We start from the raw sequence: 12,170 nt of genomic DNA, 5'->3' as shown, positions 1-12,170 counted from the left end.
GGCTACACTGTTTTTTTATCAAGTTGGAGTTCACATGGAAGCAAGCGTATTATTTGATGAGTTAGCGACGAGTAATGGTCATATTATCGGTGTTATTACCCTAAATAAAGCACGTCAATTACATGCCCTGAGTGCCGATATGTTTCCATTATTACGACGACAGTTACTTGCTTGGAAAAGTGATAATCGGGTTGTCAGTGTATTACTGACCAGTACTGGAGAGAAAGCATTTTGCGCAGGTGGCGATGTTAAATCATTACAGCAAGCCTTAGTTGCAACAGAAGGCTATGAGGCTAAGCAGCAGGTCGTTAGTTGCTATTTTACTGCCGAGTATCAAGTCGATTATTTATTGCATAACTTTGGAAAACCACTGATCGTTTGGGGTGATGGCATTATTATGGGTGGTGGATTAGGACTGTTTATGGGGGCCAGTCACCGTGTGGTTACTGAGACTGCACGTATTGCCATGCCGGAGATCACTATCGGCTTATTCCCAGATGTTGGCGCAACTTGGTTCTTAAATCGTTTACCACACCCAGGTGTCGGATTATTTTTAGGGTTAACAGGTGCCAGTATTAATGCCAAAGATGCGCAATATTTAGGGTTAAGCGAGTATTTAATTCCAGCTACAAAATATACGGATGTGCTGAATGCATTAACTAGGCTTGATTGGCAAAGTGATACTAGGTTACATCACCAACAAGTTGATAAGTTACTGACACAGTACTATGTGGATGCTGATTTCGCTAACTGTAATTTAGTCAATCATCAAGCCTTGTTTACTCAGTTGAGTGTTTATACAGAACTCACTGACGTGATGGTATGTATTCAAGCGCACGAAAGTTGTGATCCGTGGTTACAAACCAGCGTTAAAAAATTGCTATTAGGCAGCCCAATATCAGCGCATATCTTGTACCGGCAGGTAAACCAATATACTGAGCTATCGTTAGCGGCATGTTTTCAGTTGGAATTAGACTTAGCCATGAATGTCTGTCTAAATGCTGATCTTGTTGAAGGTGTAAGGGCTTTGTTAGTTGATAAAGACAACAAACCTAATTGGTTATTTAAACAGATTAAAGATGTACCTGCTGACTTTGTTGATGCTTTATTTGTATCTCCTTGGTGCGGTTTATATCATCCCTTGAGTAAGCTGTAATTTGTATTCTAATTCTTTAATTATGGCTCTATGCGTCTTTACGTGGCGCTAACTGTCCACCACAAATTAATGCAAGACTACCAGTTTCGTCACTCATTCAGTTCAATATCCCACTTCTCGCTCGTCGATATCACTAGCATGGCTAGATTCGACGGAGCAAAACCTATTGTTCCACACTTAACCAATAGATACGCAAGACATGTGTTTAACAAAAACGTGTCGTTATTAAAATTAATGAAAAGGGTTAAATTTCCGTAAATTTTATCAATAAAGTGACCTTGATACTTTTTAAGGTCACTGGAATAAGATCCAAAGTTAAAAAGTTAAAAAGTTAAATAGTTAAATTTGTTTTTTTTAAATTTAATAGTAACCTAACCGAATTACCCACTAGGTGGTACTCTTTTGTGGGTGTTATCTTGTGGGTTAGGGGAAACTATTGAAAATATAAAACCCAAATTGGGGATTGAATAAAGATAGTTCAAAGGGTTATACCGAAATTAATTTATTAATTTATTAATTGTCTAAAATATTTATTTTGCTAGACGGAGTTAGCAGTAATGACTAAAAAAACATTTTTTAATAATATTTCTTTTCTTTCAGTTCCAGTTATATTAGTTCTTAGTACGGGAGGCGTTCAGGCTAGCTTAGGTAACTTAGGCTCGACATTTGGCTTAACGCCCGTAGATATAGCTTCGACACAATCTTTCTCTTTATTTAACTCACAGTCATCAGCCGCATATTACAACCCCGCAGCACTATCTGCCACAGATCAAGGTGAACTGTATCTGGGTTATTTATCAGCAACTCCGAGCATAACTGCAGGCGATCAAAAATTTGATGACGTAACACAACCGATACTCGTGGGGATGAATGTTAATGTAACCAACCTTTTTAATTTTTCTTACCCCATTTATTTTGGTTTGATTGCTGGTATCGAAAATGCCGGTTCAGAAATGATGGCGTTTAGTTCGGCAACATCAGAGACGGGTCAGTTGCTTAATTATGGTGAGAAGCCATTATTTGTAGCTGCATCGGGTTCTATTCAAATAATTCCAGGTTTAACCATTGGTGGGGGGGCTCAAGTTTCATTACATGCAGATGCAGCCATGAGCTTGGAAAGTGAGTTAGACGGTACTTCGCCTGCGAATGAAAATGTTGCAGTATCAGCAAAGCCTGTGATGACTCCTGTTGGTGGGGTAATGCTAGATTTCGGTCGTATGGCCTGTGGTAGTGATAAAAGTTGTGCTGGTAACGGAATCACACTCGCAGCTGCTTACCGAGGTGAAAGCTATGGCCAGACAAATATTAAAGCACTAGCAACTATCACGCAAACTGTGTCCGAGTTACCAATTAACTTACTTACGTATGATGCATACCAGCCAGATACTATTTCTGCAGGTATACGTGTTAAAGCGGGAATGGTAAGTGTAGTGCTCAGTGGAGAGCAACAAAAATGGTCAAGTTTGAATGACTTGATGTTAGGCGATGCAGTGAAAGACCAGGCGAGTGTTGGTTTTAAAAATATCAATATTCCACGCGCAGGTATCGAACTGAACTTTAACGATACATTTAAATTAATGGCGGGTGCAAGCTATGAAAAATCGCCATTAGATGCAGATAAAGCAACGTTAGATGTTAATTATTTAAGCGCCGATAAAAAAGTGTTTGGTGCTGGTTTTTCTTATTTTCATAAAGGTACAGGTTTAACGGCTTACCCTTGGCAGATTGACCTCGCATATCAGTACCAAAAACTCAAACGTACCGATCATATAATTAAGCATCAAGATCGCGAAAATGATAAACCGGTTAAATTGGACGGCTCAGTGTCAACAATTGCACTTTCATTTTCGACTAAATTTTAAGGGGGCACTATGAAAAAAATAAACGCTTGTTTCAATTATTTTTTTAAATTCGCTCTTCTTATTTTTTATTTCGTACTTTCAGGTTGTAGTGATGGTAATGATTTAGTTTTAACACCTAGTGAATTAGCTGATCGTCGTGCGAACAGTCTGTTTAATGCTCATGAGTTTTACTCATACCCATCTAACGGTCAGAGAGGTGTCGCGATTAATACCTCTGTACTATTATCCTTTTCGCATCCGTTAGATAGTCTTTCGGTACAAAATTTTAGCTTGATAGACAGTGACGGAAATGTGATTGAAGTGACATCGGTCGAAGTGACTGAGAGTAGTTTTGCAACAGATCCTGACAATCCAAAAGCGAATGGTTTGGCATTAAAACCAAAACGTGCGCTTAAAGCGGGTGAACAGTATACCGTTACTTATAAAATAGGATTGATTAATGAAGCAGAGGGTAATCAAAAATTAACCGTAGAAAGAACGATGCAAAACCCGCTGATATTCACTACTCGCCTAGCAAAAAACGTGGCTGAGTTTGCATTGGATACTAACGGGTTTTATCCCACGAATGACTTACCGTTTACGACGTTCACGGCATTACGTCTACGTATGACCAACGAAATTGATGTCAAAACCTTGGTATTAGGTGAGACATTTAAATTTCAAAAAATAGGTACGACAGAGCAAGTCGAAGGTGATTTGATTGCCAAAGGTCGTTATCTAACATTTGATCCCGAAATCGATCTGGATGTTGGTGCTACCTACCAACTTATCGTCAGTAACGGCGTTAAGGACAGCCTAGGTAATAGTTTTGTAGGCCTAGAAAAAAAATTTACGGTATTAGATCCAGGTAAACGCTCATTTAAAACAATGAATGTTACCCTAAATACGAATGAGCAAGCTTCTCCTTATTCTGGAGAGCTCACCAATGGGGTAACGATTAAATCAATACTGATTGGTAATAATGATACAACTTATATTAATTCTGACTTGGTTACTGAATTCGCGAGCTTGCTTAATTTTGGTCGTTCGACTCCCCTTGTTATCCGCAAAGGTTCTATTTTAAATAGTTCGAACCTGAGCGTTAAAGTAGGGGGGACATTTTCAGCAGGTTACGATACAGGTAATATTCGCATGACTACTATTTCTGATGCGACGGGTTATTTAATTAATAATACCAGTTCAGATCATAAATACGCACCAAAGCAATTACACCTGTTTATGGATGTCGCAATGACAGCTGATGGCTATACTGAAAATGGTAAGATAAATGGTAGGGCGAATGGTGGTTTCAGTCAGAATATTATGCATCTTGAATTTATAGGGACGGTTAGAACTGAAGGGCCAAGGATGATCATTGATGCTATCAGTGAAATTGACTTGAAAATTTTAGGTGTTGATGATGCACATGCGAAACTATCATTTCATATGGAGTCATATACTAAAGCAGAAGCAGAAGCGCTAGCACTTACTGCCGACACTCTCTTACCTGTATTCCATTCTGCTTACCCTAACAGGAACACTGCGCACTTTAGCTTAGGTGACAATATAATCATTACCTATAACAAACCGCTAGATGTCGCATCATTACAAAATCTTATTCTTAAAGATGAAAATGGTATGGCTGTGGAAACATATATTTCGCAGGACGGTGCTTCCATTATTATTGCCCCGGTAGATAACTTAATCCCATTAACGGCTTATACGGTCTCTGGTGAAGTTAAAGATCTTACGGGTAATCGTACCCATGTAATGCAAACTTTTAAGACTCCAAATAAAGAACAAGGTACAGAGTTTGAAGTGAATGGTAAGCTTGTAGCTCGCTATACTGCCCCAACCGTTGAAGGCATGGTGCCAGGCTATTCATGCGCCTTTGAAGACACTGACTTAGGGCTGGATATTGCGGGTCGTTGTGCTGGTGGTCTAAAGGTGGAGGTAGAGGATAAATCGGGTAAAAAGAGAGGACCTGACCAAAAGTTAAATATCTTTAATTTACAAGAGGATCGCGATATTTTTGTCGTGTTCAGTCAGCAGATGGATAAAGCCAGTATACGTTTAGGTGAAACGTGTGATACAGGTTCGTTCCGTGTCGAAATTGTTGAACCTAACGGTTCTGGTAACTGTATCGGAACGGTTCCTGGTGTGCTCAATTATGAGAATAAAATCTTAACCTTTTCTCCTGATGAGAACTGGCACGATCAAGGTTTAAACGTATATCGTTATTCTTTAATTTCTGCGGAAGGTGAAACTAAAGGTAGCGTTGATTGCTCTAGTGGTGAGGTACTATGTAGCGCACAAGGTTACCCTTTACAAACAACCTTGCTTAAGTCTGATAGTAATGAGAGTCGTGGTGGCCCTGATATGTTAATGCCATTTCGTGCAGCACCCGCTGACAACTTAGTGTTTAATCCATTAATGATGCCAACAACCGATACCAACCGTGATTATCGTTGGGACCCTGTGAAAGAAGAGGTGCAGAATGGTAATTTAGCCCAGTTATCTATACTAGAAGTAAAGGGCCTTTTGAAGCGAGGTACGGTTGGTTGTGAGTTAGATAAAATCTGTAGTGACGATTATGCTAAAACGTATATGAGTGGTTTTATGCCGACGGAAGTCGGGGAGTATGATGCAGAAAATAACCGAATACCGGTTAAGGTCCATAGTGCGCAACTGATATCTTCAAGCGTAGACGTTACGGTTGAAACTGGTATTTTTTCTATGGTCATGACTGTTCCAACCGGAACAATGATTATGCGTACTAAGTACCCAGTGATAAATGGTAAAACAGAAGTGCCAACGGGCTATATTATTTGGAATGAAAAAGAAAATAGGCTTAATTTTAAAGTTGATTTAGATATATATATGGATAATCCATTCATGAAGATAATTTTTGGTACTCATAATCTTCATAGTTATCCTGTTACTCTTAATTTACAAGGGCCCCTAACATTTTTAGAGGATGGTCGTATGAATATTGAATTAAAGAACTTAAATCAAATTGAGCTCGATGTTGAAATGTACATATTGGGGAATATTGGCAATATGAAACTCGCTATTGAACCTGGTAGTATGGCGTTACAGCAGGTTTCACAACCAATGAAATAACGCTTAGCTATGTTCATGGCTCCACCTAAGCTGTTACGGGATTGTAGGTGGAGCTTTGATAGCTGAGGTTGTGGTATTTAGGTCTACTTTGTACTTAAATTTAAGGCTAATTGGCACTCCAGACTTGTTGACCTGTCCGGCTGAAGTTATAACCACCGAGTTGATCTCCCTTAGCTTGGATCTTCATATCAGATAACGACTGTAGTAATTGCTGCTGCAAGGTACGGAAATAGATATTTTTGGGGATCACCAGTTCAAAAGCTTCGGTACTTAGCGGAATAAAACCTAAACCAAATTCGCCTGCAGTGCTTTGACTCGCGCAGCCCACATCCGCTTCTCCACGGGCAATGCAAGACGCTAGCTCTCGTTCACTGTGACAAGTTTCCGCTGCGGTAAGCATATCGACAGTGTAAGCATGATTATGCAACCATTCACCTAAGGCGCGCATACTGCCAGCCCCTTCTTGACGTAGTGCCCATCGCCAACGTGAAGTTAGTAATTCTTGTAAATTTAATGAGCGAGAGTTCACTAAATCGGCTAGTTCTTTGTTAACCACTAAGCCTTGTTGACGCTCAAAGGCGTGGATCAGCACCCAGTTTTTATGCCCTGGATATTGCTGTAATAATGCAGGGTGACGTAAGCTTGCTTCTTCTGCATGTCCCCAGTGTATCGCACAAATATCCACATGGCCTTTACTGAGCATGGCTAAACCTTGGCGAGTGCCTGTTGAGGTATAACCAACCAGTGCGGTGCTGCCAAGCTTTTGTGCCATCTTCCCCACGACGAGTTGCAAGAGTGGATCATCAGAACCAGCGATGAGTAAGCGGTCATTCAGTACGCCGTTATGGCAAGATTCCAGTAGCCATTTATCCAACATCGCTTTGGGAAATAACCATTTACCCGTTACTTTCGTTGCAGGCAAATGACCATCGTTAGCCAGTGTGTAGACCTTTTTTTCATTCAGGTCTAAATACTCAGCGACTTGCTTTACATTCATAAAAGCAGGGAAGTGTTCGCTCATGCACTTTTACCGATTAGTGTTGATGATTGTTCTTGTGATGCTGTTTGTGCAAGTGCTTCTGCGTCAGGGCCTTTGACATCTAAAATCAGGTTCGCCATACCGTTATATACTTGAAAACGATTACCTTTAGCGCGAGCAACCATGGTAATACCCAGTTTTTTTGCTAAGTCGTAACCCATTTGTGTAGCACCAGATCGGGATAATAATACCGGGATCCCCATTTGCGCTACTTTAATCACCATCTCAGACGTGAGGCGGCCTGTAGTATAAAAGATCTTATCTTCACCTGTTTGACCTTTTAACCACATCTCCCCAGCCAAGGTATCAACTGCATTGTGACGGCCTACATCTTCGACAAACGATAAAATAGTGGTGTCTTTACACACTGCACAGCCATGCACTGCACCGGCCGCTTTATAAGTTGCGTTGTGGTGAGTTAATGCTTCTAACAAACCATAGAGTTTTGATTGACGTAATCTAGGTTGTGGCAGTGTGATACCTTCTAGTTTTTTCATTACATTGCCAAACATGGTGCCTTGACCACAGCCTGAAGTAACGGTTTTTTTCGATAACTTATCTTCTAAACCATCAGTATTTTCACGGCTGATCACGGCTGCAGAATTTGTATCCCAATCAATAATTACTGATTCAATCGCGGCAATGTCTTCAATGAAACCTTGGTTTTTTAAATATCCAAGCACGAGGTCGGCAGGTCGGGCTCCGAGCGTCATCACTGTTACGATTTCTACCCAGTTTAAGTAAATCGTTAGCGGATGTTCACACGCGATCTCTTTGGTCATAGTATCGCCATATTCATCCATGATGTCGACGGTCATAGTGTGCTCAACTGAAGAATTGGTTTTAATTATTTTTGGTAATTGCGGCATCGGAAGTCCTGCTGGTTTATATATCTATCAAGAGGTAAGCAAAGTTCATTCCAACTTATACCCTGCACCTTGAAGTAACTTGGGTATCACCATTTTATTTGTCACTTATCTTGAACTTGGTCTAAATTTTGCTGAGTAGGGTGCGTTATATAAGAAATTATAAAAATACTAAATAATTATAAAAATAGAATAAAGGAGCATGTGTGCAACAAATTGATGAACATAAGCGCTTAGAAAAAGACGAATCAAGTTGGCCAATCAGGTTTCGTCTTTGCTCTGAAGAAAAGCAAATTGGACGCTGGACGACGCTGTCTTGGTCTATTGATAATGTCGAATTATATGATCACAACCACACGCAAGACGATGCTAGCACTGGCACCTGTTATGAGCGTGTATTAACGTTATACCGCGATGAACGAACTGATTATCGTTTTAACCTCAGTTCACAAGACCCGCATTTGTTTATTGTTTGTGAAGAAAATAATGAGCAGCTATCGCCGTTACTTATCACTGTCGCGCAAAGTGTCGCAAGCAGTTACATGGATGGCGATTATCAAGTGTTACATATTCAAATGCCCTTACCAGTTCAGGCTTGGATGGAAGCATTCATTGGGCGTCATGGCGAACTGATTGAATTTAAAAAGAAACGTTATAAAGATAAAAAAGGACGTTCAAGTGGCAACTAACTTTTTTCAACGTTGGTCTAGCCGCTCTCTGACGGCTAAAGACAAAGCTTCAACAACGTTATCGGAAACGAATGAAGCCGTTGAAGAATTAACTGAATCTAAGCAATTTTCTGAGCCAGTTTATGATGCTAACGCAGAAATTAATCAAGCCGTTACGCTAGATAAAGTGACGAATGATGCGGTAGATAAGCAGAGCGATATTGCAGACAAGAGCAGTGATGACGTATTAACAATTGCAGATGCAGATAGTGTGACATTTGACAGCGGCGTCGTTTCATTTCTAAAGCAGGGGGTTGATAAATCAGTAAAAAAAGCGGCGCTCGCTAAATTGTTTCATTCAGATGAATTCAACTATATCAGTGATATGGACGATCATACTGAAGACTTTTCTAATATCCCTAAACTCGACGATAGTATCGCAAAGCAGTTACGTGGTTGGGTTAAGACAGTATTAGAAGAACCTGAGCAAGTAGAAGACCTCAGTATTGAACGAACAGAAGAAGCAGAAATGTCAGCTGTTGAAGATGAAACAGTTGAACCCGTCACGGAAGATTTCAAATTATCGCAAGGCTGCGATGAGCCACATCACAAAATTATTCAGCAAGGTGAGACATAAAGGGACTAATAACCCTTATTTTAATCGGGACAATTTGATACAGGCGTGATCATTTGTAGCGACAAAATGTCTCAGTTGGAAGTACATCAACTGTCCTTATCTGACTTTAGTTCTTTATAGGTCATTTTTTTCCGTTAAAAGTTGGTTCGGTTATTGCTCTATTAGCTACAGCATAAAGTACGGTAAAAACCGTACGGCAGAAAGAGCTTCGGGCACTAAACTCGCAGTTTAATCGGCACCAATTTTTGCGGTGACGAGTATACAGGAATAGCAATGTTAAAAAGTATTCTAGAAACATTTACAGATAGCAATGGTCAAGCACGCTTAAGTGCAATCGCTGGTACGGTTGAATTATCGAATTTGATCCCGCCAACGGTCTCTTACGAGAGCCGAGGGAATCTATTGATCATTGGTCCGCACGATACTATTACTACACTGGCCCCGCAATTTTCAACACTTAATTCAGTGACACTCCTTGCGACTTCGCAGGCAGCTGAAAACACGGCGAAAACAAGTAATGACATTAAGGTATTTTTTAGTAATGACGTAACAATAAAAGGTTACTTAGGCGCATTCGAAGTGAATTGCCGCGTAGCTGGTACATTACTTGATACCTATGTCAATCTAGCGGAAGTAACTATCGGTGGTGATAGCTTTGATTTAGTGGTTGATATGAGTGCCGAGAGCATTATCAACACCGAGATCCCTGCACCTGGTTATTACCCTGTCGGCAGTGGTAAAGCGGCGATTGCAGATGTGATTGAAACCTTACCTGACATGCTTGGTACGTTTGATAAGCCTAAGTATTTCCGTTTAAATAATGACAGTTGTGCACATTCATCCCGTGGTGTGAGCGGCTGTACACGTTGTGTTGATGCGTGTCCAGCGGGTGCGTTATCAAGTAATGGCCATGCGATCGAGATTAACCCGTTCTTATGTCAGGGGGTTGGTACTTGTGCAACGGCTTGTCCGACAGAAGCGATCACGTATGCATTACCAGATCCAGAGAAAACCCAGAACTTCATTTATCGTTTGTTAAACAGTTATCAAATGGCGGGAGGTGTAAAGCCGACGATCTTATTCTTTGGTAACCGTGATGAAGAAAACGTTGCAGCGAAATTACCGTCATTACCATCGAATGTGATCCCGATTGCACTGGAAGAGTTAGCAACTGTGGGTGTCGATACATGGTTTAGCGCGCTGATTTATGGTGCGCATCAAGTACTGTTAGCAACGAATATTGCTTACATGCCTGCGACAATTGACCGCGTTTTAAAAGATGAGTTAGCCATCGCGAATAACTTCTTAACTGAACTTGGTTTTGAAGCAGATCGCATTTGCTTGTTTGAACTTAGCTCCGCGGCTGAATTTGTGGCGTTCCCTGCATCTTTGTTGCCTGTGGTAGATAACAAGATCGCAGTGATGGATAGCGGTGTATTAGCCGAGCAATTATCAGGGACTAAGCGTGAGAAATTGTTTAGTGCATTAGATAGATTGCATGCGCAAAGCACAGTTAGACCAACATTGTCTAGCGTACCTGAAAATGCACCTTACGGTAGTGTTGAATGTAAAACAGATGATTGCACGCTATGTATGGGGTGTGTGGCTGTATGCCCAACCCGTGCATTACATGCTGTTGGCGGACGCCCCGGTTTGCAGTTCAAAGAGCAAGATTGCGTGCAATGTGGCTTATGTGAAAAAGCTTGCCCAGAGCAAGTGATTAGTCTTAAACCGGGTGTTAACTGGGATGCTGAAAGCCGCCAAAACACCGTGATGATCCATGAAGAAGAGCCTGCTTGCTGTTTAAGTTGCGGTAAAGCATTTGCGCCAGCATCGATGATTCAAATGCTGACCGAGAAATTACAAGGTCATTCACAATTTCAGGGTGATGCTATTCGCCGTTTATCTATGTGTGAAGACTGTCGTGTACGCGATATTTTTTCTGACATGGCTGATGATCCAACAAGTCAGTTGCGAGTGTAAAACGAAATGATGGAAACACAAAACATGTCACAGCCAGTTGCTGAAGAAACAAGATTACGTATCGATATCTATAGTTTACTTGCTCATCTATTACGTAAGGCACCGGATGCTGACGTCATTGATTGGTTAGCGAATTTAGATGTGGATGCACCGAACGAACTCATTCAAACCACGGGAATGTCGGCAGCTTGGCCGTTATTAAAACTCGCGTCACAAAAGACCTTATTAACCGCGGTTGAAGATGAATACCAAGATTTGTTTATTGGTATTGGCCACGGTGAGATCGTGCCGTTTGGTTCTTGGTTCCTCACCGGGTCATTAATGGAAATGCCATTAGCGCATTTACGCCATGATTTGAAAAAGCTGGGTTTTCAACGCGATGAAGACGTGAAAGAACCGGAAGATCATATTGCTGCATTGCTCGAAGTCATGACGATGTTAGTCGCAGAAAGTAATCAAAAAGTACAAGCTGAATTTTTTAATCGTCATATAGATACCTGGTTTGAGCGTTTTTGCCAAGATTTAAAGGTGGCGAAAAACGCGGTGTTTTATAGCGCCGTCGCCGAGCTAGCTTTGCAATTTTTAAGTATTGAAAAAATACGTTTTATCGACGTAAAAAAATAATAACGATAGAGGATCAAACTGGATGAGTAAACAAAATAAGCCGGATGAAAACCGCCGCCAATTGTTAAGAAATATTGGTTTAGGTGTCGCTGCAGGTGCGATTGCAACAGGTGTATCAACCTCTGTTAATGCATCTGTCGACACGCGAGAACAGAAAGATAAGCAGAAAAATACAAAAGGTTACCATGAAACTAAACACATTCGTGATTACTACGATTCTCTATAAGCGGAGC

10 protein-coding genes are annotated in these 12,170 nt (G+C 40.8%); 8 read left to right on the top strand and 2 right to left on the bottom strand.

What is annotated here, in order from left to right:
- Nucleotides 1-34 precede the first annotated feature (34 nt).
- The 3 genes from HWV03_RS18595 (at nucleotide 35) to HWV03_RS18585 (ending at nucleotide 6,120) form a co-directional block, all read left to right on the top strand.
- Nucleotides 35-1,156, top strand: coding sequence for an enoyl-CoA hydratase/isomerase family protein (locus tag HWV03_RS18595; protein WP_211677267.1), 1,122 nt, complete (start codon nucleotides 35-37; stop codon nucleotides 1,154-1,156).
- Nucleotides 1,157-1,713: 557 nt separating this feature from the next.
- Nucleotides 1,714-3,018 carry an OmpP1/FadL family transporter gene (locus tag HWV03_RS18590; protein WP_211677265.1) on the top strand — a complete coding sequence of 435 codons (1,305 nt, stop codon included), beginning with the start codon at nucleotides 1,714-1,716 and terminating at the stop codon, nucleotides 3,016-3,018.
- A gap of 9 nt (nucleotides 3,019-3,027) precedes the next feature.
- On the top strand, nucleotides 3,028-6,120 hold the full coding sequence (locus HWV03_RS18585; RefSeq protein WP_211677263.1) for an Ig-like domain-containing protein: 3,093 nt from the start codon (nucleotides 3,028-3,030) through the stop codon (nucleotides 6,118-6,120).
- A gap of 106 nt (nucleotides 6,121-6,226) precedes the next feature.
- Here HWV03_RS18585 and HWV03_RS18580 read toward each other — a convergent pair whose 3' ends face one another.
- Nucleotides 6,227-7,141 carry a helix-turn-helix transcriptional regulator gene (locus HWV03_RS18580; RefSeq protein ID WP_211672926.1) on the bottom strand — a complete coding sequence of 305 codons (915 nt, stop codon included), beginning with the start codon at nucleotides 7,139-7,141 and terminating at the stop codon, nucleotides 6,227-6,229.
- Entirely contained in the window at nucleotides 7,138-8,028 is an 891-nt protein-coding gene (locus tag HWV03_RS18575; protein ID WP_211677261.1) for a formate dehydrogenase accessory sulfurtransferase FdhD, read from the bottom strand. Before HWV03_RS18575 ends, HWV03_RS18580 begins: the two co-directional genes overlap by 4 nt.
- 203 nt (nucleotides 8,029-8,231) lie before the next feature.
- Here HWV03_RS18575 and HWV03_RS18570 point away from each other — a divergent pair, with 203 nt between their 5' ends.
- From HWV03_RS18570 to HWV03_RS18550, 5 genes are all read left to right on the top strand, one after another.
- Complete coding sequence (locus HWV03_RS18570) at nucleotides 8,232-8,714, top strand: DUF3305 domain-containing protein (protein ID WP_211672924.1); 483 nt, start codon at nucleotides 8,232-8,234, stop codon at nucleotides 8,712-8,714.
- Nucleotides 8,704-9,330 (top strand): DUF3306 domain-containing protein, encoded by a 627-nt coding sequence (locus tag HWV03_RS18565; protein ID WP_211677259.1) that lies wholly within the window; start codon nucleotides 8,704-8,706, stop codon nucleotides 9,328-9,330. The genes HWV03_RS18570 and HWV03_RS18565 overlap by 11 nt, the downstream gene beginning before the upstream one ends.
- A 273-nt stretch (nucleotides 9,331-9,603) precedes the next feature.
- A complete protein-coding gene (locus tag HWV03_RS18560) occupies nucleotides 9,604-11,313 on the top strand; it encodes a 4Fe-4S dicluster domain-containing protein (protein WP_211677257.1) in 1,710 nt (569 codons plus the stop codon).
- 24 nt (nucleotides 11,314-11,337) lie between these two features.
- Entirely contained in the window at nucleotides 11,338-11,937 is a 600-nt protein-coding gene (locus HWV03_RS18555; RefSeq protein WP_249185375.1) for a TorD/DmsD family molecular chaperone, read from the top strand.
- A 22-nt stretch (nucleotides 11,938-11,959) separates the two neighbouring features.
- The gene (locus HWV03_RS18550; protein ID WP_211677255.1) at nucleotides 11,960-12,163 is read left to right on the top strand and encodes a twin-arginine translocation signal domain-containing protein; all 204 of its coding nucleotides are present in this window, start codon (nucleotides 11,960-11,962) and stop codon (nucleotides 12,161-12,163) included.
- Nucleotides 12,164-12,170: the final 7 nt, after the last annotated feature.

The organism is Moritella sp. 36 (assembly GCF_018219415.1).
In the GTDB taxonomy this organism is placed as follows: domain Bacteria; phylum Pseudomonadota; class Gammaproteobacteria; order Enterobacterales; family Moritellaceae; genus Moritella.
This window is presented reverse-complemented; position numbering and strand designations above follow the sequence as displayed.